This window comes from Flammeovirga sp. SJP92 (genome assembly GCF_001583495.1).
Taxonomy (GTDB): domain Bacteria; phylum Bacteroidota; class Bacteroidia; order Cytophagales; family Flammeovirgaceae; genus Flammeovirga.
The window spans coordinates 220,788-245,301 of record NZ_LQAQ01000061.1; the positions used below are offsets into that span (position 1 = coordinate 220,788).

Genomic DNA, 24,514 nt, shown 5'->3' on the forward strand with positions numbered 1-24,514 from the left:
TAGCAAATATTTTACAAATAAGTAATATTTTCAGAAATGAACAACTAATCATTTAAACCAACCTCAACGTATTAATCTTTTTTGACAAAATTTCCGAACTACTAACATTCAACCAATTGTCAAGCAGGTCTGCATAAATACTTCTAAAATCAACAGAATAAACCAGGTCCCCTTGATACAAATTTGACAAGTCTGGATTTTCATTGACAATTCCTTTTTTATGAAGATCATTTCCTATCAAAAAGACATTATTTGCAGCACCATGATCTGTACCTTGAGAAGCATTTTGAGCTACTCTTCGACCAAACTCAGAGAACGTCATGATTACTGTGTCTTCAAAATTACCACTCTTCTCCAACTCTTTCACAAATGCTGAAACAGAATTGGAATAATCTTTCAGCAACCTGCTTTGTGTATTTATTTGATTTACATGAGTATCAAAACCACCCAAAGAAGCATAAAATACTTTAGTGTGAATACCTGATTTGATCAGTTCTGAAATACTCTTCAAACTTTTACCTAAATATGAATTAGGAAACTCAATAGCCGACTTGTATATTTTACTTTTCTCATAAATATATTCTGCAGACTGATTCGCTTCGGCTAAAGTCTTGTAAAGATATCCCTTATTATTTTCATCAAGAGATTCATTCTTCTTGGTTTCCTTGGCTAGCTGATCAAACTGATCAACCTTTAAACTGTTATAGAAATTGTAAGGTTGATCAACCGCTATACCTTTCATATTTGCCCCTTTTAAAGCCAAAGAAAGCGTATTATCGTATTCAATGACAGCGTCAACACTTTTACAGTAAGAATCCAGGTACCGTCCGATCCAACCCGTCTGCAGGTATTCATCACTATTGGAAGCAGTGTGCCAAATGTCCATACTTCTAAAGTGTGAACGGTTAGGGTTTGGGTAACCAACGTTATTGATTATCGAAACATAACCTTTATCATACAACTCTGCTATTCCCTTCATATTTCCATTAATCCCCAGATCATTATCCAATTTAATAACATCAGATTGTTTGAGTGACAGGCTTGGTCTTGCTTTATGGTATAAATCATCCAAATACGGGGCTATAGTATTTAAACCGTCATTACCACCTGAAAACTGAATGATTACAATTCTTTTTCCTTCAAATGATGCTTTATCATTGCCCAATGTCTGTTGTAAAAACATGGGAGTAAAAAGGGTTCCTGCTGTTAAAAACGAGGAATTCTTTATAAAATCTCTTCTTTTCATAGTCACAAAAAATTAACAAAGTTGGTATTCAGGTAGGGATAAAATTTGGATCATTTGATCTTTAAAATTAGTCAATGGATTTTCAGAGATATACTTTTTTCCTTCTTCCGATAATTCTCCTCTAATCATCAATTCCACTAAAGAACATTTTTTATCAGTATAATGCAGTTCTTCAATAGCACTCCAATCAATCTTACATTGAAACTTTCTGTACTGCTTCATTCTCCTTCTATCTTCCATTGGATCTTGATCATAATCCTCTTTATAAGCCAATGGTATTTCTCCACTATTCAATAAAACAGAAGGCAACCTCAGTCTTTGTGCCAGTCTTGATGCATCAATCCAACTCTTATCACCAGGCCATCCTGCCACATTGGGAGGGTTGTATAATACTTGATCCAAGTTTCTTTGCAGAATCATCCATGAGTTTTTGTTTTTTGGTGCTAAATCAAACTGTTTTTTCATAGTCACCATCAGTTCAATGGGGCTTTTAATTTTCACACCTATATTTTTTTCCTGATAGAACCATGAAGAATTGAAGATATAAGCCATTGTATCCCCTATATCATAGTTAGAAGTATAAAGTTTATGGGCCACTTCTTGAACTCTCTTCTCATCAAGAACTGGGTTTACAAAGTATTTATAAATTTTAGTGGATAAAAAATAAGCACATTCCTTTTTCTTTAAAATCATATCAATAACTTCTTCTCCACCAAAGTTTCCTGTTTCACCAAAGACCGTTTTTTTACCATCATCATGTCTTTTTGCGACAACTTTGAACTCTAATTTTTTATCTGAAATCCACCCTGTAAAACACCTTGCTATTTCTTTCACATCATGTTCTGTATACCCATTATCTCTTCCTAAAGTAAAAAGTTCACAAAGCTCTCTTGCAAAATCTTCGTTGGGGCTTTTCTTTTTATTTTGTTTTAAATGAAGGTAATCAATCATAGCCCTTGACTGAGACACCCCAAGCAAGAGCGTTTTAAAATCACCTAATCCATGCATTCTGAGTGTGTCTGTATATTGAATAGCGATATAAGGGTTTCTAATTCTACAAGCAAAGTGCCCATGCCAGAATAAAGCCATCTTTTCTGCTAAATCACATTCTCCTTTTTGCATTTGATCTATCCAATTGAGCAAAACCTTTTGAGTATTTTTTACGCTCATTTTTCTCATTTCCTGCCTCTCATCTTTTGACATCATTTTCATATCAGAATAACTAGGCATTTCTTCCATTGGAGGAATATCAACCTCAATCGGTTTCAGCTCAGAAAAGTCCAAAAGGGGGGACACAAAGTCCTTTTTCTGAAGCAGTTCATCTGCCCTTTTTCTATTCACACCAAAGCCGGCTCTAGAATAGAGGTGTAATAGTTTTTTATAAGATTTGTTCATAAGATAGTGATTATAAGTAGTTAAATACTGCTATTTCATTCCTCTGAAAATAGTCATGAAGATAAAAAAAGTGTCTTTATCGGTTTTACAAGCTACTAAATAATTAAATTAAAACTTATTTTTTTTCATATTTTAATCTTCAGTCAATCATAGATAATGTATATTTGAGATTCTGAATATATTAGATGTAATTTTTTATTAATTCGAATAGAAATGAGAAGAAATTTCAACGCTTATGGAGTGGATTTAAACTCCCTAATAAAAGATCTTGAAAAGCAATGTTTACATTTTCAAAAGAATATCTCTTCTCAAAGTCTTGAAATAGCTATTTTATCCCCTACTGGAAAGACAGAGCTACAATTAATGGAATCAGCTAAACTAATGGAAGTCCTTACTAAATACTTCGAAGAATCTGAAATGGATTTCACTTTTGGAAGTTGTGAGGGTAATGAGTATTGTGTTGATGTTAACTGGTAAGTAAGAGCATATTATTTTTATTTAAGAAAAACTATCATGGGAAAAAAAATTCTAATCATCGATGACGAACAAAGTATTCGTTATACGTTGAGAGAAATATTAGAATTCGAAAACTACGATGTTGACGAAGCTAAAGACGGAGAAGAAGCTCTTGAAAAGTTAGTCGTTAATAACTATGATGTTGCTTTATGTGATGTAAAAATGCCAAAGAAAGATGGTATTGAAGTCCTCACTAAAGCAATGGAGATGGGAAAAGCTCCTCAATTCATTATGATTTCAGCTCACGCAAATATCGATATTGCTGTTGATGCTACTAAAAAAGGAGCCTTTGATTTTATATCAAAGCCACCTGATTTAAATAGACTTTTATTAGCCGTTAGAAACGCTTTGGATAAATCAACTTTAGTACAGCAGACTAAGGTATTGAAAAAGCAAGTGGCTAAGAAATATGATATTATTGGAGAATCTGAACCGGTTCTTCATATGAAAGAAACGATTGAAAAAGTAGCACCTACTGAAGCTAGAGTACTTGTAACTGGTCCTAACGGTGCTGGTAAAGAATTAGTTGCTCGTTGGATTCACGGTAAAAGTCCACGTTCTAAGCAATCTTTAGTAGAAGTAAACTGTGCGGCTATTCCTTCTGAATTGATCGAAAGTGAATTATTCGGTCATGAGAAAGGTTCTTTTACTTCAGCACATAAACAACGTATTGGCAAATTCGAACAAGCCAATGAAGGCACTCTCTTCTTGGATGAGATTGGTGATATGAGTTTATCGGCTCAAGCGAAAGTTTTAAGAGCTTTGCAAGAAAACAGAATCACCAGAGTAGGTGGAGATAAAGAAATCAAAGTCAATGTAAGAGTAGTTGCTGCTACGAACAAAGATTTGAAAGCTATGATCAAATCAGGTGATTTCAGAGAAGATCTTTACCACCGTCTAAGTGTTATTGTCATTAAAGTTCCTTCTTTAGCAGATCGAAAAGAAGACATTCCATTATTGGTACAAAAGTTCTTAAAAGATATTGCTGGTGAATATGGTAAACCTCAAACTAAAATTACAGAGGACGCTTTAGAGAAAATGAAAGAACCAGAATGGACAGGTAATATCAGAGAACTTAGAAACGTTGTTGAGCGATTGACAATTATGAGTCCTAATGAAATTACAAAAGAAGATGTAGAGCGTTATGCTTTCCTATAATCTTTCTTTTTTATAAACATAAAATCCTCAATTCTCTGTAATCAGAATTGAGGATTTTTTTATGGATGAGAAAATACCCAATGAGAACCATCTTCAAAATATTCTCTTTTCCAAATTGGTACAGTCTCCTTTAATGTATCAATAGCATACTCACAAGCTTCAAAACTTGCTTTTCTGTGAGGTGTAGAAACTGCAATCACTACTGCAATCTCTCCTACTTCACAATCCCCCACAGCATGAACGATACTCACTTTGTCTGCTTTGAATTTCTCTTTTACTGTATCAGCTATTTTCTGCAACTCAGATACGGCCATAGTTTCATAAGCTTCAAAAAATAGCTTTGTCACTTTTTTACCAACGAGGTTATCTCTTACCGTACCAATAAAAACATCAATAGCACCGCAGTAATCAGACTTTACACTATCGATTATAGAAGCTGTATTTATCTCTTTTGTTTGTTGTAATGCAATCATAATTAGATTTTAAGGTCTAAAAAATCAACCTCCACTCATTGGTGGAATTAAAGCAATCTCATCTTTATCAGAAACGATTTCCGAACCGTTGGCATGTTCGCCATTCACTGCTAAAGCAATTGACCTCAGTTTACTTAATTCAGGGTACTTTTCTTTTAGAATATCTAAAAGCGTTTCAGAAGTCAAATCCGTTTGATCTATTGTAAAGTCAAGCGTTGAACTTCCTATTATCTCCTTTGTGATACCAAATAGCAATATTTTCATAATTCGAAAGTGCTAATATTTGTTCTATTTTCAAAACACAAAAAAAGGCATACTCCGAAGAATATGCCTTTATGTAATATCTCTTTATATCTTATAAAGCAATACCCATGAATGACATGAATGCCAATCCCATCAAACCTGTGATGATGAAAGTAATACCTAATCCTCTTAAAGGAGCTGGTACATTTGAATATTTCATCTTCTCACGGATAGCGGCTAATGCGATGATAGCGATTAACCAACCAATACCTGATGAGAAACCATAAACACCTGCTTCAACGATAGAGTACTCTCTTGGCACCATAAAGAATGCTGCACCTAAGATTGAACAGTTTACTGCAATCAAAGGAAGGAAGATACCCAATGAACCATAAAGTGATGGTGAGAATTTCTCAATAATCATTTCCACCAACTGTACTGTAGATGCTACAACAGCGATGAAAAGAATATATGTCAAGAAGTCTAAGCTTACGCCTGCATATTGTTCGCCTAACCACGATAATGCACCTTCTTTTAAGATATAGTTATATACTAACCAGTTTAGTGGTACAGTAATCGTTAATACGAACGTTACTGCCAAACCAAGACCTAACGCTGTGTCCACTTTCTTAGATACGGCCAAATAAGAACACATTCCTAAGAAGTAGGCGAACACCATGTTGTCGATAAAGATCGACTTAATTGCAAGATTTAATAAATCCATTTTGTGATCGTTTTTTTAAGATGAATGTTCTAAGCCTCTTCTACGTAACCGTTTCTTGCACGTTGTACCCAGATGATTAAACCAATGATGATAAATGCACCTACTGGAGATGTCATTAAACCATTGTTTACATAAGCTTCTGGTAAAACGCGGATATCAAATAAAGTACCTGATCCAAATAACTCTCTGAAGAAAGCTACAACCAAGATTACCCATGCATATCCGAATGAAGAACCAAGACCATCAAGAATTGAATCGTAAGGCTTGTTGGCCATTGCGAATGCTTCTAGACGACCCATTACAATACAGTTTGTAATGATCAGACCTACATATACACCTACTACTTTTGATACATCATAAAGGTAAGCTTTCAATACTTGGTCTACGATAATTACAAGTGATGCTACAATACCCAACTGCACGATGATACGGATACGTTGAGGAATTGCATTACGCAAAATCGATACGATTAAGTTAGAGAAGATAATTACGAATGTTACCGCAATTGACATTACCAACGTTGGCTCTAACTTTGAAGTTACCGCTAGGGCAGAACAGATACCCAATACTTGTACTGTTACTGGGTTATCATCATCCAAAGGATCAGTCACGATCGCTTTTCTTCTCTTCGAGAATAAAGCTTCTGACTTTTTAGCTGCTACAGTTTCTGTGCTCATCTTTTTCGTTTTTTGTTTTTTATGATTAGAACAAATTGCGAACTACTGGGCCATTGAAACCGCAGAAGCACCTTTTTCTAAGAATGGTTTATACTGATTTAAGTATCTATCAACCATTTCATTAAGACCAATTGCAGTAAGTGTTGCACCTGATAAACCGTCTACCTCATAATCAGGCAAACCTGTTTTACCTTCACCTTTTACCATGAAAGTTGGCTTTAACTCACCGTTAACAAAGATCTTTTTACCGATATAACGGTCTTGTACCTCTTTATCACCAATTCTCGCTCCTAAACCAGGAGTTTCACCTTTGTGAGAGAATACCACACCTTTTACAGTCTTCTTATCAGACTCTAAGGCAAAGTAACCCCAGATATCATTCCAAAGACCATAACCGTACATAGGCAAGATATAACTATCTACACTGTTACCGTCTTTACTCATGAATTTGTAAATAGGTAAAACTGCAGGTTGGTTTTTCTTTAATTTTTTCCACTCTTTAGAAATATCTAATTTCTCAAGAACAGCAGCGTCAATTGCATTACCATCGATACCAATTACTTGGATACGACTATCATATACTTCAGCAATTTTTGCTTTTGGAGAATCGCTCATTTCAGGAAGTACTGAAAGCATAATTTGCTTTTTAGTATCCAAAGCGACTTCTTTCTTTTGTCTCTCATTAAGAGAAACTGCAGTAAACGACAAGATACCACCAAGGATAACTGTCATTGCTACCGCAAAACCGATGACATAACCGTTAGACTGTTGCACGTTTTAATCTTCGTTTTTTGTTTGCATTTACTACATAATGGTCGATCAATGGAGCTAATACGTTCATAAGAAGAATAGCCAACATGATGCCTTCAGGATACGCTGGGTTTAATACACGGATAATTACCGTCATTACACCGATTAACGCACCGTAAATCCACTTACCATTGTTGGTTTGTGAAGCCGATACAGGGTCTGTTGCCATGAAAACGATACCAAAAGCAAAACCACCAATAATTAAGTGGTAATAAGATGGCATATCAAGGTAAGCATAGTATTTAGCTCCTTCAACACCATTTTTTACTGCTTCAGCGTCTCCTGCGAATACATTTAATAAAGCACCCATTGCTAATGCACCTAAGACACCAGAAACGATGATTCTATAATCAGCTACTTTTGTCCAGATTAATACTAATGCACCAATCAAACACATTAAAGCTGAAGTCTCACCAATTGAACCTGGGATCGTACCGATAAACAAACTCAATGGATCTGATGCCCAGTGAGCAGTTTTACCTACAAAGTCTGCAACAGCAACACCTTGGTTTTGAGCTTCAACAGCTAAACCTAAGAATGTAGCACCTGTGAAACCGTCTACTGGAGCGGCATCGCCAAGGTAAGTCCAAACTTTATCACCTGAAATCGCTGCTGGATAAGCGAAGTATAAGAATGCACGAGCAGTTAATGCTACGTTCAAAATATTCATACCTACACCACCGAATACCTCTTTAGCTACTAATACTGCGAAAGCAGAAGCTAAAGCAACTTGCCACAATGGAATAGTTGCTGGCAATACTAATGGAATAAGGATACCTGTTACTAAGAAACCCTCTGTGATAGGGTGATTTCTAAATACGGCGAAAGCGGCCTCTACAGTACCACCTGCTGCATAAGAAACAATGATAATTGGTAACGATAATTGTAAACCAATTAAGAATTGCTCTCCAAGAGATGCTGCTTCACCTGTTGCAATATGGTGTTGGTAACCTACGTTCCATAAACCGAAAATGATAGCAGGGATAAGTGCGATAACTACAGTCATCATCACACGCTTTAAATCTACTGCATCACGTACCTGAACACCTTTTGCTTTAGTCACATCCGGAGGAGTGAACATAAACGTTTCACCTGCTTCGAAAACATAGTAAAGCTTCTCTAGCTTACCACCCTTTTCGAACATAGGCTTTTGTTTTTCTATGAGATCGTGAATGAATTTCATGTCTTATAAGATATTAAACTAATTTTTAATAGTACACCAAATTAATCCAAACGCATTGTATCTAATCCTTGACGTACAATTTTTTGAATATCGTGCTTAGAAACATCAATGAATTCACAAAGAGCTAAATCCTCTTCTGCAACTTCATAGATTCCTAATGCTTCCATATTCTCATAATCATATGCAAGAATTGCTTTCAATAAATACATTGGATAAATATCCATAGGTACTACTTTCTCGAAACTACCTGTTACAGCAAATGGTCTATCTTGACCGTTTGTATTTGTATCAAGTGCATATTTCTTAGAAGTGCTACCTAATAAACCGAACGCTTTGTGGAAGCTTAAACGGCTTGTGATTGGTGCCAACCACCCATCTGATAAGAAGAAACGTGCTTTGTTTCCTTCCTCAAGAGCAGTAACCATGTTAGAATAATATCCCAAGAAACCTTTCTTACCTACAGCATATCCTGTAAGTACGTTACCTGAAATAACACGAACATTATCACCTTTAATTTTTGCAGCTGAGATTGTTTCTAAGTTAACACCTGCGTATGTTTCAACATACTCTGGAGTATCAACCTTAGGACCAGCTACAGCAATGATTCTTTTTGCATCGTATTTACCTTCCTTGAAAAGTTTACCTACTTGAGCTAAACCTTCAGGTGAAATAGTCCAAACTACATCATTGCCACTTGTAACAGGTGCTGTGTGGTGAATTTGAACACCTACGTTACCTGCTGGGTGAGGTCCTGAGAATTTGTTTTTCTCAACGCCTGCAAGACCATCAAACAATGCAGAAGATTTTGAACCATTCAATCCTAAATACACCTTTGGAGTGAACTTTTTCAAAACATCAATACCAGCTTGAATGTAGCTTTCTTGACCCTTTAAAGTAAACTCAAAGTTTGGTGCTAATGGATGGCTATCAAATGCAGATACAAATACAGCTCTTGGTGAATCTGACGGATTAGCAACAATAGCATATGGACGACGCACTAACTGCGGCCAAACACCACTTTCAAGAAGGATCGCTTGCGCTTCTTCTTTGCTAACTTGGTCAATTGGTTTCACTGGAAACTCTTTGTATTCAACTTGCGCGTCAGCTTTAACTACGACTGCAAGTAACTTACGGCGTTCTCCACGTTGGATTTCAACGATTTCGCCGCTTACAGGTGATGTATATTTAACTTCTTCTAATTTCCCATCAATTAAGATTGGGTCACCTGCCTTTACTTTCTCGCCTACTTTAACCACAGCCTTAGGACGAATCATCCCAGGGAAGTCCTCTGGTTTAATGGCAAATGTTGTGGGTGTATCAATATTCTTAGCGATGCTTTCTGCAGCCTCGCCTACTAGTTTGATATCAAACCCTTTTTTTAATTTCACGTTATTAGACATCGGATATTATCGAGTGACAGAGTAAACGCTCCTATATTTTTATCTGCAAACTTAATAAATTCATATCTGCTATGAAACTTAATTGGTAAGTGATTTTCAACAGATTTTCAAAAAATCCTGAATAACAATGAATATCTTTTTAAGAATTAACAAATTATTTAAAATGCCAATTCCATCATAAATTGTATATTGTAACGTTATAAAATAAAAACAAAGTTCAAACAACAATTTTTTAATGCCGTGAATAATACTGAAATTTCTGCTATCTGGGAACAAATCAACCACAGAAAAGACGTAGCAAAAGTACATAATCTTCACTTTATCAAGGTAGTAGACCAAAACTTAAAGAACCCTCACTTGATTACTTGGGATTTTCACAACAAGGAAGTTTTGATCTCTGAGGTGCCCTATATCAACACTGTAGATGATGAACCCTTAAACTTGAAAGACTATAAATACCTATGGGTAATGGAAGACAACCCTAGTGATCAAGCCTTATTTAGAATCTTACTAAATAACGATGGTAAAACGATAAATTTGAAAACTTTATTCCATCCTTCACACAAAAACAATAATCTAACAGTAAAATACTTAGGATTAGTTGAAGAAGAAGTAATTTCAGAATAAAAGAAGAGCTATCCGTATTTTACTATAAACTGAACTAAAGTAGATTTATTTGTTTAATATCCACCCAATCAAGTTAGTAAAATAAAGATAGCTCATTTAAAAATATTATCTAAAACAGCTTATTTTTGGAAGATCACTTCCTTATTTGCCACTCTAGTTCTTTTGTTGTAAATCCCACCTTCTGCTGCTGCACCGCATCCAATAATCATACTAATTTCAGCATCCTTAGGCAGTTCTAAAAGCTTTTTAATTCGTTTACTATCGAAACCCTCCATTGGGCATGTATCATAACCTTCTGCTTTCATGCTGTACATAAAAGTCATCGCCGCTAATGATACACTCTTATGCAATGTGATACGAACATCTGTTTTTGTCACTTCTCTATACATTGGTCTTTTGAAACCAACGTACCAAGCATAAACTTTCTTGAAAAAACTTCTCAATCCACCAAAAGTATCGTTATTATACAACACTGGAATCAGTTTTTCATAATAACTCAATGCTTTGGCTTTATCTTTTTGAGAAATATCCTCTGGAAAAGATGATTTCATTTTCTCTAAATTGAAAGACGCTCGCTCTCTCCATAGTTTTGGTCTAACTACAAATAATACTAATTCTCTAGCTGTAGTTGCCGCCTTCTGACGCATACAATTTTCAGCCACTTCCTTTCTCAAGTCCTCAGAAGTAATTCTGTAAAACTCCCACATTTGCATATTAGAACTGTTTGGGGACAAGGTTGCACGTTCAAGACTTCTTTGTACTGCCTCGTGATCAAAGTCTGATTCTTGATCATAAATACGTACAGATCGTCTAGATTGAACAATCTCATCAAAATATTTTGCACTGTTAGTCATTTTTCTTGTCCGATTAAATACTTTAATTGTCAGTTTTATTAAACGATTATTATTTTTGTTTTATCATTTTTTATTTAATAATTCAAACAACTAATCATCCAATTAGTGCAAATTTAATCATTTAGAATAATTCATCATGTTAAAATTAATTTCTAAACTCTTACTGTTCATCTCAATCCCGTTATTTATTATCTCTTGTGGTAGCGATGAAGAAGCAATTCCAGGCAATGCAACTTTTTATGCAGATGAGACAGTAGGATTCTCAAAACAACAAATTACAATCACGATTACTGACAATAACGATGATCCTGTAAAAACAGGTGTGTTAAGACAATATGCAACAGACCCTAATTGTGGAATGACTACAGGTATTGATGTATTTACTGTAGATTTACCTGAAGGTTCTTATTTTGTATACGCAGTTGAATCTGACGATGATTCTGTTGATCCTCCTTTACAGGGTGCATGGTTTACAGGCCTTGAAGGTTACAAATTGGAAATCACATCAGGTACTTGTCAAAGATTTGTTCTAGGTGAGGACCCGTTTGAGGAAAGACCAAATCCAAACACTAATACTAGATTGAAAGGTTTTAAACAACTTTCAATCACTTTAGTAGGTGAAAGCGATTTATAAAAAATGTTCAAAAAAAAAGAGGTAATCAAACGTTACCTCTTTTTTTATCCTCCAATTAAGGACATTGAATCTAAATCTTTATTATGGTTTTTCTCTTCATCAAAACCTGATGCCTTTTTCAAGAGTAAATGTTCTTTTACTTTTTCAATAACTTCTGCATCAGAACTCCCACTTCTTATCACTGACTTAAGGTCCATTCCCTTTTGAGAATATAAACAATTCCTCAACTCACCTAATGAGGTAATTCTCAAACGATCACAAGTCCCACAGAAAGTTCTAGTAAAAGCCGGTATAATTCCTAAAGAGCCTTTAAGTTGACCTGAAGAATAGACTTTGGCTGTTGAAGAACCATCTAATTCTTTTAAATCTACAAACTCCTTCTTTAGTTCATTTTCTATATCAATATAATTCCAGCTCTTGGAAACCTTTTTCCCTTTACCATTGAAAGGCATTTCTTCAATAAAACGAACTTGAATAGGATATAATTTTGCAAAGTTGGCCAATGGTATGATTTCATCCGTATTTTTACCTTCCATCACCACCATATTCACTTTCACCTTAAAGTTTTTTGCGACCATTAACTTCAGTGATTGCATCACCTTATCAAAATCGTCTCTGCGTGTTATTTCAAAAAACTTCTCTTTTGAAGTGGCATCAAGACTCAAATTGATATTTTTAATCCCTATCTCTTCAAGTTCATCCAAGTATTCGTCCAAAAGAACTCCATTAGTGGTAATTGCCACCTCTTTAATTCCTTCAATTTTCACCAATTCCCTCAAGAAATGAATTAAACCTTTTCTTACGAATGGCTCCCCTCCTGTAATTCTGACTTTTTCAACTCCATTTTCAGCCAACAAACTCACTAACCTCAACATTTCTTCAAAAGACAATAATTTATCTTTCTGAACAAACTTCATATGCTCAGGCATACAATAGGTACATCTCAGATTACATCGGTCAGTTACTGCCAATCGTAAATATTTGATTTGTCTTTGAAACTTATCTGTTAACACGCTATTCAATTTGTGGTGAATGAATGTGCAATTTAATAAATAAATAGGTCTTGTACTCTGCTATTTAGAATACAAGACCTAATAATATATAAGAAATGATTAAAAATCTTTTATAGAAGATCTTTGCTTGTCAAATCTTTATAAACTTCCCAAAGCACTAATGCTACTGCCACTCCAATACAAGGCTGAGCAACAAATACAAATAAGAACATTAGATAAGGGTTTGGAAATATGATATATGGAATAGAGATTGCCAAACCTACAATCACTAACATACTTTCTATAAATACTTTTCTCATGTTATTTAGATTGTTCTGCTGAAGCAGCAAGTGTATTAATGTAATCTTTTACTTCTTGAGCATTTACAACTTCCTTCACTTTAGGATCCGAAAGCCATTTGTACTCTTTGCTACCTGGCGTTCTTTTTGAAGGCTCAGGGTGTGCTCTACCATGACAGTTCAAACATGAAATTGTAGGATCATCACCCAACAAATTTTCAACTACAGGAGCGTGCTCGTCAACAGCTTCAAAAGTTCTTGAACCTTGGTGACAACCATAACAGTTCATAGAATTAAATTCACCTCTATAACGAATAGGTTCTGTATATGTTTTAGTTACATAACGCATTAAGTGACGGTAGCCATCCAACTTTGCTTTCATTGTACCTTGAAAACCATAATCTGCGTGACAGCTATAACACTCATGCTCAGCAATCCAACCGTTTTGATAATGTCTTGATGCTAATGTCTGAGAATGAGAATCGAACATCATATCATTAGCCATTGGTGACATCACGTGGCAACTTTGACACGTTGTTGATTCTTTTGAAGACACAAAAACGTGATAATTACCTAACAATAACGCCAACAACGGGAATACAATGATTCCAAAAAGCACCATAGATCTAACTTTGGCACTTAACTCATGTCTATTAGCTCTTAATTGATACAGCAATATAACTTCTACGATGAGCACAAATATTGCCAATACATCTAATATTATTTCCATAAATCTAAAGAAGTTAATTTGTTATACCTTTTTTACTTTGATCGCAGTCACTTTGTAATCAGGCTCCTTTGAAATTGGATCATGATCATCTGAAACTACATTGTTCACTAAGAATTTTGCATCATAGAATGCACCAAAGACAACTCCTGGCGTTTCGTGATCAGAAATATCCACGATACCTTGCATCTTACCACGACTACTTTCCACCTCAATTTTATCTCCTTTCTTCACATTATTCAAACCAGCGTCCTGAGGATGGAATACAAAACGACCTGGACCAGCAGAATGCTTCAGTTCGGAAATTCTATAAGTCATCGTACCAGTATGCCATTGTGAAATCACACGACCAGTGGTTAAGAATAATGGCTTATCTTCAGATACATCTTCTACACCTGCTTTATAAGGCCTTGCAAATACTACAGCCTTTCCGTCAGGTTTTCCATAGAAATGAACTTTATGTTGATCATTGACATGCTTGTCAGCAAAAGGGTCTCCTTTGATATATCTTCTTACAGTACCCGGATGATCTTCCGAAGGACAAGGCCATTGAATACCTCTCTCCTTCTTCAAGCGATCATACGTGATACCACTGAAGTCATATTTACTTGCTTTAGATATATTTCTATACTCATCCCAACACTCATTCGGTGTTTTATAAGTAATCAAATTACCTTGTCCCATTCTGTTGGCAAAATCAACCAAAATATCAAAATCTGAACGAGCGTCACCCACTGGCTCTCTCAGTTTTTCGATAATTTGATATCTTCTTTCTGTTTGACCGTAAACACCTTCTTTTTCAATATAAAGTGCCGCCGGTAAAAGAATATCTGCAAACTTAGCTGTTTCTGTATCCGCAAAGATTTCCGATACTACTAAGAAAGCTTTTTCCATTCCTTCTCTATAATATTGGTTGTTTGGCAAACTTTGTGCTGGGTTCGTACACATAATCAACGCTGCTTTCACCTCGTCTTTTACCATACCATCAAACATTGCTAAAGCATGTCTACCAGGTTTTGGAGCAATAGTACCTTCAGGAACTTTCCATAATTTCTCCATCTCTTGACGGTGTGTTCCATTGGCCACTAATCTACCGTTAGGCAACAAATGAGCTAATGAGCCAGTATCTCTAACACCTCCACAAGCATTCGATTGCCCTGTCAGTGATAAAGGAGTAGCACCTGGACGACAAATTTGACCTGTGATTAGGTGAAGGGAATTAAGAGTGTTATTCAAGAATACACCTTGTACTCTTTGGTTAATACCCATAGTCCATAAAGACATCGTTGCTTTTGAGCTAGCAAATTGATAAGCCACTTCTCTGATTTCTCTTGGAGTGATACCTAATTCATCCGCTACTTTCTCTGGACGGTACTCCTTCAAAAACTCCTTGTATTCTTCCAAAGAGATCTTTTTTGCACCATCATTAAAGCTAACATGCTTTGCAATGAAATCATCATCCAATAATTCCAATTCTGACATTACTGAACACATTGAGTTCAATAATAGCATATCTTTACCTGGTAAAACCGGAAGGTAAATATCTGCACGTTCAGCTGTCTTTGTTTTTCTTGGATCTACAACTATAATTTTCACATTCTTGTTGGCTTTCTTACGCAACATGATGCGTTCCCATAATGGAGGGTGACACTCATAAGCATTAGAACCAATTAAGAAAAATGTTTCAGCATGATCGATATCAACATACGCCCCAGGAGGTTCATCTTTACCAAAAGTCTGTGTATATCCAACTGCAGCAGAAGCCATACATAAACGTGGGTTACCATCAACATTATTTGATCTTAATCCCGCCTTAAATAACTTATTTGCTGTATACGACTCTTCGATTAATAGCTGACCAGAACCATAATAGCCAATACTTTCTGGGCCATGATCCTGTAATGCTTCTTTGAATTTAGAAGTCATCAAACTCATTGCTTCTTCCCATGAAGCCTCAACGAATTTACCGTCCTTCTTGATTTTTGGAGTTTTCAATCTGTTAGGATCCTTCATCAATGAATCTAACATTGATCCCTTGATACAGATAACGCCCTTATTGTGTGCTTCCTGATCGCCGCGTACACGAACTAACTTCTCTTTGTTCATTCCCAGCATCACGCCACAACCTGTACCACAGTATCTACATACTGACTTGTGCCATGACTTCACTGGACCTTCATCAACAATTAATTCGGTAAGCCCCCAACCACTGAGGGCAGCACCACCTACAGCTACTGTACCTCCAGTTAGTTTTAAAAAATCTCTCCTCGATAGATTCAGATTCTCTTTGTCGTTTTGTTTCCCCATTGACAATAAGTATTAAATTTTCATTTACATTTATATGTATCTTTTTCCTCTCAGAAATTAATAATTTTAGAGTTACGATGTAAATTTGTGATACAATTTCTCATAAAAACATGATGATAGTCATACCTTTCTAACTTTATTGTTTATTCACAAAACATTTTTCAGCTAAAATTGCTATGCTATTTTTTTTAAGATATTTTAGCGCAGTCAATATTAATCTAACTTAATTTATAGTATGTTAAGAAAATTACTACTACCTGCATCAATCCTTCTGTTACTGAGCAACTTCGCTCTAGCACAAGACTTTTCAATTGATGCTCAATTAAAGCCTCGTTATGAACATAGAAATGGATTTGGTGCACTAAGACCATCTAACGGTGATCTTGACCGTGCAGCAGATTTTGTATCTCAGAGAGCAAGACTACGTTTCTTATTTAACGATAAGAGTGAGAAGTTCAAAATGGGATTCTCAGTACAAGATGTTAGAACATGGGGTGAAATCAATCACTTTGCCAACAAAGACAATGGAAACTTCCATATTCATGAGGCTTATGGTGAATTATTATTTACTGAAGCGTTTTCAGCTAAAGTAGGTCGTCAAGAGTTAGTATATGATGACCACAGAATCTTTGGTTCAGTAGATTGGGCTCAGCAGGCAAGAAGCCATGATGCATTAGTTTTAAGATATGAAAAGAGCTTTAAACTACATGCAGGTTTCTCAATTGCAACTACTGGCGAGTCTAACTTCTACTCTCAGAATTTAGCCAATTCTTATAAAGCAATGCAATACTTATGGTTCCACAAGAAATTTGAAGAGTTTAAGTTATCTGCATTATTTATGAATTTAGGCCTTGAGCAAACAGATGTAGCTCAACCTAATAGAAATGATTTCCAAACTGTTTACCAACAAACATTAGGTGCACACGGTGAATGGAGACCTGGTAAATTTGGCTTAAACGCATCTGTTTACTATCAATTTGGCAAAACTGGTGTAGGTGCAAATGAGCAAACAATTGGAGCTTACAATGGTCTACTTGAGTTATTATTCAACCCTAATGACAAGTTAGGTTTCATTTTAGGTGGTGAGATCCTTTCAGGTACTGCTTACGATGCTGACGCTGGAGACAACAATTCATTCAACCCTTATTTTGGCACAAACCACAAATTTAATGGTCACATGGATTACTTCTACGTAGGTGGAAGAAACCCTAATGGTGGTCTTACAGACATCTACATTGGCGCTACTTATAAAGTAAACGATCAATGGAACTTCTATGGTAGATTACATCAATTCATGTCTGCTGCAAAAATTACTGATAACAATGGAGCAGAAGTTGACAGTAACTTAGGTACTGAATTCGACTTAATCATCAACCATAAATTCAACAAGTACATCACTATCCAAGGTGGTTGGTCAGGTATGTTTGCAACAGAATCTATGCAATATGCAACAGCTGCTAACAACGGTGGTGACCACACTAAATTCAACAACTGGGGTTGGATGGGCTTAGTAATCAAGCCAACTTTATTCTCAACAAAAAAGGAAGCTAAAAACTAATTCTTTATCAAAGAAAAGTTTTATAGTTCAACATATAAAAAGGTTATCTCAGCACTGAGATAACCTTTTCTTTTACAATTAATTTTACATCAGATTATTAGAGAACAAAAAGAGCTTATGATCTTTAAACCATAAGCTCTTTTTGATTAAATCATTATCAACTATTAATACAAAGTTCTAAACTTAATTGTATTATCAATTGATCTTAAATCTTCTAATAATTCAGGCTGATACGTCTGATCAATATCAGTGATTACATAACCTATATCTTCATTCGTCTTTAAGTATTGACCTAAAATGTTACAACCATGCTTTGCAAACACGTTGTTCATTTGTGCCAAAATACCTGATACGTTTTTATGAATATGAAGCATACGATGTCCATTTTCCAAACGAGGCAATTGAACATTCGGGAAGTTCACACTGTTAAATGAGCTACCTGTATTTACATACTCAATCATTTTACCTGGTACAAAGTCCGCGATATTTTCTTGCGCCTCTAAAGTTGACCCACCAATATGAGGTGTTAAGATCAAGTTATCTACATCTTTCAATGGTGCATCAAAAGTATCATTGTTGTTCTTTGGCTCAACAGGGAACACATCAATTGCAGCTCCTGCAAGATGTCCACTCTGTAACGCTTGTTGTAACGCTTCCAATTCAACTACAGGGCCTCTCGCTAAGTTAACAAGGATTGCTCCTTTTTTCATTTTAGCAATATGCTCACCAGTAAAGTATCCTTTATTTTCAGCACGACCATCAACATGAAGTGAAACCACATCACAAGTAGAAAGTAACTGATCTAAAGAATTCAGTTTTGTTGCATTACCTAATGCTAGTTTTTCAACTACATCATAGTAATACACATCCATACCTAACATTTCAGCAAGAATAGATAATTGTGAACCGATATTACCATAACCAATAATACCCAGTTTCTTACCTCTTACCTCAAAACTACCATTTGCAGACTTGCTCCACTCTCCTCTATCCATCTGACGCATTCTTCTTGGAATTTGACGCATTAATAAGATAATCTCACCAATTGCCATTTCCACTACTGAACGAGTGTTACTAAAAGGAGCATTAAAAACACTTACACCATGATCTGTGCATGCTTGAAGATCTATTTGGTTAGTACCGATACAGAAAGCACCTACTAACATCAAACGATCTGCCGCTTCTACTACTTTACGTGTAAGCATCGTTTTAGAGCGAATACCTAAGATATGTACACCTTTGATTTTCTCACAAAGCTCATCTTCATCCAAAGCACCACCTAATAATTCTACTTGGTAGCCTTCGTCTTCTAATTTCTGTTTTGCGTCTTTATGGATATTTTCCAGTAATAATACTTTTATTTTACTCTTTGGGAATGAAGTCGCCATAGGATGTTTAATTGAATATAGTATTTCATCAAAACTACTTGCCTCAACATCTGCTTTTGCAAGTACTTTTTCTCTTTTAATATTTTCCGTAAAAGCATAGAATGTTTTCGCCAAACCTGCTTCTCTAATTTCATAATCAGTATAGCCATCACCGATTACAAGAACCTCACCATCCAATGACAGTTCTTCCATCAGTTTCACTTTACCTTTATGTTCCGATAATGGGTTTGAAGCATCAAATCCAGTCACTTCATCTTTATCATTATAAGTAAAAGTATTGGCATAAATATTTTCTTCTTTAATACCAAAATCTTTCACTACTGGAGCAATAAAATCTTTAAAACCAGAAGAAACAATCAATACATTATCTTTCTCTTGAGAGAAGAATGCCTTGTTTCTCTTTACTGATTCAGAAACTAATTTTTTAAGCTCTGATGAAAGTTGATCTACATCTTTCTTCGTTGCATCCAATAAGGCCAATCGTTGCTCTAAAGCTTCTCTAAAAGACAACTCACCAGCCATTGCTTGATCTGTAAGTTCTTTGATCTTACTCCCAATTTCTTCCTTTTTGTCAGTACCCTCATAAAGTATATCACTCAATACGTCAAGTGCTTCAACTTTAGTAAACGTACTGTCAAAATCAATTACAAAAAATCTCTTATTCGCCATGTTCATTTGTCTTTTAGTTACAACCGCTGGTCAAAAGTATCATATAATAATGACATTTGAATATATTTTAGGTATTTATTGTAATTTTCGTAAAAAAAAGAACTCTTTTTTATACTTATTGAACATTTTTCAGCTTTCTTTCTCAATTTCTTCCCGTATTTTCTTCGGTAATTTATTGTAGACCAAGTCATAAGAATGGTCTATAGCTTTATACATTTCAGCTTCAGGAAGGTCACTAAAAACTGTGATAGTATTCCAATGCTTTTTATTCATATGATACCCTGCTTTCACTCCATTATATCGCTCCCTCATTTCTAATGCTAACTCTGGATCACATTTCACATTGAAACTCTCAAAGTTATCAATATCGGTGAGCGTAAACATTTTCCCGGCCACTTTAAACACCAAAGTTTTCTCATCAAAAGGAAACTCTTCAGTCACTGACTTTTTGTTTAAACAATAATCTCTAAAATCTTCTATATTCATTTCTTAAAATTTAACAATTAGTTAACATTTATAATCCTCTAAAAACAAAGCACATAAACAGAAAATCAACAACGTAAACCTTATAACACCCTTTCACTCTGTGAATTTTCCTTTCAAAAGTTAAAATTTCAACCTTACTTTGTGGCTTAAAATCTAGCAAATATTCTAAACAATTCACCGACTACACTGTTTAAGCTCTATACTTAGACAAATTACAATTATGAAATACTTTCACCTTATTTTTTCAATTTTTATAATCTCTTCGACAGCATTTGCTCAGAAGGGTATAATCAGAGGTACTGTAAGCGAAAAATCTAACAACCAAAGCGTTCCTTATGCCACAGTAGTTATTCAGGGAACGTCTACTGGTGCAACAACAAAAGAAGACGGTTCTTATGAAATCAAAAACCTCCAACCTGGTCTTTACAATTTAGTTGTAAATTACGTAGGTTATGCTCCTGAATCAAGAGAAGTTGAAGTCTCTAATTCACGACCTGCTCTTGTTGATTTTAAATTAACTTCATCTACTCAAGAATTAAATGAAGTTGAGGTTGTAGCAAACGGTTTTTATAAATCTGATGAATCTCCTGTTTCAGTCCAAAGAATTGGTGTTACGGAAGTAAAAAGAGCACCAGGTGCAAATAGAGATATATCTAGAGTATTACAATCGTTACCTGGTGTTGCATCTACAGCTTCTTTTAGAAATGACATTTTAATTAGAGGTGGAGCTCCAAACGAAAATAGATTTTATCTTGATGGTATCGAAATTCCAAACATTAATCACTTTGCCACACAGGGAGCTTCAGGTGGACCTGTAGGTATGATCAATGTTGATTTTATAGAAAATGTTGAATTCTACTCTGGTGCATTCCCTGCGGGAAGAGGCAACGCTTTGTCTTCAGTAATGGAATTTACTCAAAAAGATGGCCGTACAGATCAACATACCACCAATGTAATTATTGGCACTTCTGATATTGGTGTTACATTTGAAGGACCTGTCACTGAAAAATCTTCAATTGTAGTATCTGCTCGCCAATCTTACTTACAAGCTTTATTCAGCGTTTTAGGACTTCCTTTCTTGCCTACTTATAATGACTTTCAGTTAAAGTACAAATACAAGCTAAACCAAAGAAATCAAATCTCAATTGTAGGACTTGGCGCCATTGACCGTTTTAAATTAGCGGATTCACCTGGTGACCCTTCCGACGAAGATTACGAACAAAACCTTTATACATTAAACAACACCCCTGAACAATCGCAATGGAATTACACAATCGGTGCTAAATACGAGCACTTTAGAGATAATTCAACATTTACTTTTGTAGCTTCAAGAAACATGTTGAACAATGCTCAGTACAAACACCCCGAAAATGACACGAGCCAGCCAAGAATTTATGATTACAAATCACAAGAGATAGAGAATAAATTCAGAGCAGAAGGTGTAACATTCACTAATTCAGGATGGACATTCAGCTATGGATTGAATTATGAGTACGCGATGTACAACAACAGAACAGAACAAACACTTTACGACTTTTCTTCTGGCGATTTGGAAACGATTAATTTCAAATCAGATTTAGGCTTAAATAAATGGGGTGGTTTTGCTACTGTAAGCAAAAAGTTTATTCAAGATCAACTTACTCTCTCTCTCGGGGCAAGAGTAGATGCGAATGATTACTCGAATAGTATGTCAAATCTTTTAGATCAATTCTCTCCAAGGTTCTCCGCTTCTTATCAATTTACACCAAGATGGAGTTTGAACTTCAATACAGGCATTTACTATCAACTTCCTACTTACACAACATTGGGTTATAAAGAAGGTGAAGATTTCATCAATAAGGAAAATGACCTTTTATATATCAGAAACAAGCAATTAGTAGGTGGTTTAGAATATAAAATTCCTGAGAAAAACTTAAAGTTAACACTTGAAGGCTTCGAAAAGATTTACGATCAATACCCTTATTCTGTCAACAATCAGATTTCATTAGCCAATTTAGGTGCTGACTTTGGTGTCATTGGCAGTGAAGAAGTTACAAGTACTTCTAAAGGTAGATCCAGAGGTATAGAATTTATGGCACAGCAAAAATTCTACAAAGGATTTTATGGTATTTTCTCTTATACTTATGTAATGTCTGAGTTTACAAACGCAGACCCTAACAATTACGCACCTTCATCATGGGACAGTAGAAACATTGTGAGTTTGACTGGTGGTAAAAAATTAGGTAAAAACTGGGAGATTGGCGCAAGATGGTTATTCTCGGGCGGTACACCATACACTCCATATGATGAAGATGCTTCTATGCAAAGAGAAGTTTGGGACAACGAAAGAAGAGGTGTAAAGGATTATTCTCAAGTAAATACTTTACGTTTAGGACCTTCTCATCAATTGGATGTAAGAGTTGACAAGTATTATTACTTTGACAAGTGGAGTATCAACTTCTATTTTGACATTCAAAACCTTTATGGTTACAAAGCACAAGGACAACCAATTCTTACTACTGAATTAAATGCAGATGGTACTCCAATGGTAGATCCAAATGATCCTTCTAGATACGTTCCGAAGTATATAGAAACTACTAATGGAATTGTTCAACCTTCTATCGGAATCATCGTAGAATTGTAATTTTTTAAAAATATTGTATAAAAACCTTCATTTCTATCAATTTTAGAAGTGAAGGTTTGTTTTTTTATAAATTGTAGACTTATTTTGAAGTCACATACCATTTACATCTAGTAAGACGTAAGTGTTTATAAAGAAGAGGTAAGAGACTAGGCTCAATGACCCTCTAGCAACCATCAAATATGAAAAGGTGCTACATCCTAGCCTAATTATTAGGAAATATAAACGATAGAATATTTAGGCGTCTGAAAGTCAACACAAATACATTCTGCTCAATTATATCCACTATAATTACGCTACAAAAGGTCATCCTAAAATCTCCTACCCTCAATTTTCTTGTTCAATAAAAAAGAAAAGAAGGTAATGCAAGAGCATTTTTTCACATATAATAAAAAGTTCCAACTTGAATTAGGAGGAGAATTAAATGGCTTAACTCTCACCTATCAAACCACAGGACAGATCAATGAGGACCGATCTAATATCATCTGGGTTTGTCATGCACTAACCGGCAATGCTGAAGTTTCAGACTGGTGGAACGGTTTATTTGGAGACCAATCGATTTTCAACCCAAAAGATCACTTTATTATTTGTGTCAATGTGATTGGTTCATGTTATGGATCCACTGGACCTCTTTCCATCAATCCAGAAACAAACAAACCTTATTATGATACTTTCCCTGCAATCACAATCCGTGATATTGTAGCTTCGCTTGATCTACTAAGGAAAGAACTTAAGATTGAGAAAATCAATACACTCATCGGAGGTTCACTTGGAGGACAACAAGCTTTAGAATGGGCCGTTTCAAGTCCAGACTTAATGGAAAACCTAATCATTTGTGCTACCAACGCCAAACATTCTCCTTGGGGAATTGCCTTCAATGAATCTCAGCGATTGGCAATTCAAGCTGATCCAACATGGGGAAAACAAGATCCTCAAGCAGGCAGCAGAGGTCTTATTGCAGCTCGATCAATTGCGATGCTCTCTTATCGTAATTACAGCACTTATGAAAAGACACAGAGTGAAGACAACGAAACTGTCACTAATAATTTCAAGGCTTCTTCTTATCAGGAATATCAAGGAAAAAAATTACTCAGCAGATTCAATGCCTTCTCTTATTGGACACTTTCCAAAACCATGGACTCTCATAATTTAGGTAGAGGAAGAAAGTCAATTGAAGATGCTTTAAGCAGTATTAAAGCTTATACTCAAGTCATTGGAATTACATCTGATGTACTTTTTCCGGTTTCCGAACAAAGGTTTATCACTCAATATATTCCGAATGTAACCTATGAAGAAATCACTTCACTATATGGACATGATGGCTTTTTGGTTGAAACTCAGAAAATCGCTAATGCGATACAATCTTTCTTCAAACAAAAAGAGAAAAAGAAAATAATAATATAAAAGTTAGGCATACATTTTGTATATTGGCTTTGTAAGCAGTCATTATTGACATCAAACGAGTATCCATATTAGCCAACAGCTACAATGAAAAATATTAAAAGAAGAATCTTGTCATCAATCGCGC

23 protein-coding genes and 1 riboswitch are annotated in these 24,514 nt (G+C 35.3%); of the genes, 7 read left to right on the forward strand and 16 right to left on the reverse strand.

Annotated features, from left to right (window positions below):
* Positions 1-52: 52 nt before the first annotated feature.
* A complete protein-coding gene (locus AVL50_RS13640) occupies positions 53-1,246 on the reverse strand; it encodes a DUF1501 domain-containing protein (protein WP_062617052.1) in 1,194 nt (397 codons plus the stop codon).
* Between the two features lie 12 nt (positions 1,247-1,258).
* Positions 1,259-2,641, reverse strand: a complete 1,383-nt coding sequence (locus tag AVL50_RS13645) for a DUF1800 family protein (protein WP_062617053.1) — start codon at positions 2,639-2,641, stop codon at positions 1,259-1,261.
* Between the two features lie 213 nt (positions 2,642-2,854).
* Between AVL50_RS13645 and AVL50_RS13650 the strand changes: the two genes are divergently transcribed.
* The gene (locus AVL50_RS13650; RefSeq protein ID WP_062617054.1) at positions 2,855-3,118 is read left to right on the forward strand and encodes a hypothetical protein; all 264 of its coding nucleotides are present in this window, start codon (positions 2,855-2,857) and stop codon (positions 3,116-3,118) included.
* A 36-nt stretch (positions 3,119-3,154) separates the two neighbouring features.
* Positions 3,155-4,315 carry a sigma-54 dependent transcriptional regulator gene (locus tag AVL50_RS13655; protein ID WP_062617055.1) on the forward strand — a complete coding sequence of 387 codons (1,161 nt, stop codon included), beginning with the start codon at positions 3,155-3,157 and terminating at the stop codon, positions 4,313-4,315.
* 59 nt (positions 4,316-4,374) lie between these two features.
* Here AVL50_RS13655 and AVL50_RS13660 read toward each other — a convergent pair whose 3' ends face one another.
* The 7 genes from AVL50_RS13660 to AVL50_RS13690 all read right to left on the reverse strand — a co-directional run bounded on the left by AVL50_RS13660 (position 4,375) and on the right by AVL50_RS13690 (position 9,813).
* Positions 4,375-4,788: a molybdenum cofactor biosynthesis protein MoaE gene (locus AVL50_RS13660; RefSeq protein WP_062617056.1), complete on the reverse strand. Its 414-nt coding sequence runs from the start codon at positions 4,786-4,788 to the stop codon at positions 4,375-4,377.
* Between the two features lie 24 nt (positions 4,789-4,812).
* Positions 4,813-5,052 carry a MoaD/ThiS family protein gene (locus tag AVL50_RS13665; RefSeq protein WP_062617057.1) on the reverse strand — a complete coding sequence of 80 codons (240 nt, stop codon included), beginning with the start codon at positions 5,050-5,052 and terminating at the stop codon, positions 4,813-4,815.
* 91 nt (positions 5,053-5,143) lie between these two features.
* Complete coding sequence (gene nqrE, locus AVL50_RS13670; protein WP_062617058.1) at positions 5,144-5,755, reverse strand: NADH:ubiquinone reductase (Na(+)-transporting) subunit E; 612 nt, start codon at positions 5,753-5,755, stop codon at positions 5,144-5,146.
* Between the two features lie 29 nt (positions 5,756-5,784).
* Positions 5,785-6,432, reverse strand: coding sequence for an NADH:ubiquinone reductase (Na(+)-transporting) subunit D (locus tag AVL50_RS13675; protein WP_062617059.1), 648 nt, complete (start codon positions 6,430-6,432; stop codon positions 5,785-5,787).
* 42 nt (positions 6,433-6,474) lie between these two features.
* A complete protein-coding gene (gene nqrC, locus AVL50_RS13680) occupies positions 6,475-7,206 on the reverse strand; it encodes an NADH:ubiquinone reductase (Na(+)-transporting) subunit C (protein ID WP_062617060.1) in 732 nt (243 codons plus the stop codon).
* Complete coding sequence (locus AVL50_RS13685) at positions 7,193-8,425, reverse strand: NADH:ubiquinone reductase (Na(+)-transporting) subunit B (RefSeq protein WP_062617061.1); 1,233 nt, start codon at positions 8,423-8,425, stop codon at positions 7,193-7,195. Before AVL50_RS13685 ends, nqrC begins: the two co-directional genes overlap by 14 nt.
* Before the next feature lie 41 nt (positions 8,426-8,466).
* Positions 8,467-9,813, reverse strand: coding sequence for a Na(+)-translocating NADH-quinone reductase subunit A (locus AVL50_RS13690; protein ID WP_371259034.1), 1,347 nt, complete (start codon positions 9,811-9,813; stop codon positions 8,467-8,469).
* Between the two features lie 252 nt (positions 9,814-10,065).
* Here AVL50_RS13690 and AVL50_RS13695 point away from each other — a divergent pair, with 252 nt between their 5' ends.
* On the forward strand, positions 10,066-10,452 hold the full coding sequence (locus AVL50_RS13695) for a hypothetical protein (RefSeq protein WP_062617063.1): 387 nt from the start codon (positions 10,066-10,068) through the stop codon (positions 10,450-10,452).
* A 119-nt stretch (positions 10,453-10,571) separates the two neighbouring features.
* Here the strand turns inward: AVL50_RS13695 and AVL50_RS13700 are convergent, their stop codons facing one another.
* Positions 10,572-11,306, reverse strand: coding sequence for a nitroreductase family protein (locus tag AVL50_RS13700; protein ID WP_062617064.1), 735 nt, complete (start codon positions 11,304-11,306; stop codon positions 10,572-10,574).
* Between the two features lie 136 nt (positions 11,307-11,442).
* Between AVL50_RS13700 and AVL50_RS13705 the strand changes: the two genes are divergently transcribed.
* Positions 11,443-11,940 (forward strand): hypothetical protein, encoded by a 498-nt coding sequence (locus AVL50_RS13705; RefSeq protein WP_062617065.1) that lies wholly within the window; start codon positions 11,443-11,445, stop codon positions 11,938-11,940.
* A 44-nt stretch (positions 11,941-11,984) separates the two neighbouring features.
* On the opposite strand, the gene moaA is transcribed toward AVL50_RS13705, so the two are convergent.
* From moaA to AVL50_RS13725, 4 genes are all read right to left on the reverse strand, one after another.
* Complete coding sequence (gene moaA, locus AVL50_RS13710; protein WP_063850729.1) at positions 11,985-12,953, reverse strand: GTP 3',8-cyclase MoaA; 969 nt, start codon at positions 12,951-12,953, stop codon at positions 11,985-11,987.
* A 110-nt stretch (positions 12,954-13,063) separates the two neighbouring features.
* Entirely contained in the window at positions 13,064-13,252 is a 189-nt protein-coding gene (locus tag AVL50_RS13715) for a hypothetical protein (protein ID WP_062617067.1), read from the reverse strand.
* A 1-nt stretch (position 13,253) separates the two neighbouring features.
* Positions 13,254-13,961, reverse strand: a complete 708-nt coding sequence (locus tag AVL50_RS13720) for a NapC/NirT family cytochrome c (protein ID WP_062617068.1) — start codon at positions 13,959-13,961, stop codon at positions 13,254-13,256.
* 21 nt (positions 13,962-13,982) lie between these two features.
* Positions 13,983-16,265 (reverse strand): molybdopterin-dependent oxidoreductase, encoded by a 2,283-nt coding sequence (locus AVL50_RS13725; RefSeq protein ID WP_216639047.1) that lies wholly within the window; start codon positions 16,263-16,265, stop codon positions 13,983-13,985.
* 235 nt (positions 16,266-16,500) lie between these two features.
* Here AVL50_RS13725 and AVL50_RS13730 point away from each other — a divergent pair, with 235 nt between their 5' ends.
* Positions 16,501-17,823 carry an alginate export family protein gene (locus AVL50_RS13730; RefSeq protein ID WP_062617069.1) on the forward strand — a complete coding sequence of 441 codons (1,323 nt, stop codon included), beginning with the start codon at positions 16,501-16,503 and terminating at the stop codon, positions 17,821-17,823.
* A 164-nt stretch (positions 17,824-17,987) separates the two neighbouring features.
* Here the strand turns inward: AVL50_RS13730 and serA are convergent, their stop codons facing one another.
* The gene (gene serA / locus AVL50_RS13735; protein ID WP_062617459.1) at positions 17,988-19,880 is read right to left on the reverse strand and encodes a phosphoglycerate dehydrogenase; all 1,893 of its coding nucleotides are present in this window, start codon (positions 19,878-19,880) and stop codon (positions 17,988-17,990) included.
* Between the two features lie 129 nt (positions 19,881-20,009).
* Complete coding sequence (locus AVL50_RS13740; protein WP_062617070.1) at positions 20,010-20,366, reverse strand: MmcQ/YjbR family DNA-binding protein; 357 nt, start codon at positions 20,364-20,366, stop codon at positions 20,010-20,012.
* Positions 20,367-20,586: 220 nt separating this feature from the next.
* Here AVL50_RS13740 and AVL50_RS13745 point away from each other — a divergent pair, with 220 nt between their 5' ends.
* The gene (locus tag AVL50_RS13745; protein ID WP_062617071.1) at positions 20,587-22,989 is read left to right on the forward strand and encodes a TonB-dependent receptor; all 2,403 of its coding nucleotides are present in this window, start codon (positions 20,587-20,589) and stop codon (positions 22,987-22,989) included.
* A 122-nt stretch (positions 22,990-23,111) separates the two neighbouring features.
* Positions 23,112-23,214: riboswitch (SAM riboswitch) on the forward strand.
* 135 nt (positions 23,215-23,349) lie between these two features.
* The gene (metX, locus tag AVL50_RS13750; protein ID WP_062617460.1) at positions 23,350-24,390 is read left to right on the forward strand and encodes a homoserine O-acetyltransferase; all 1,041 of its coding nucleotides are present in this window, start codon (positions 23,350-23,352) and stop codon (positions 24,388-24,390) included.
* Positions 24,391-24,514 lie beyond the last annotated feature (124 nt).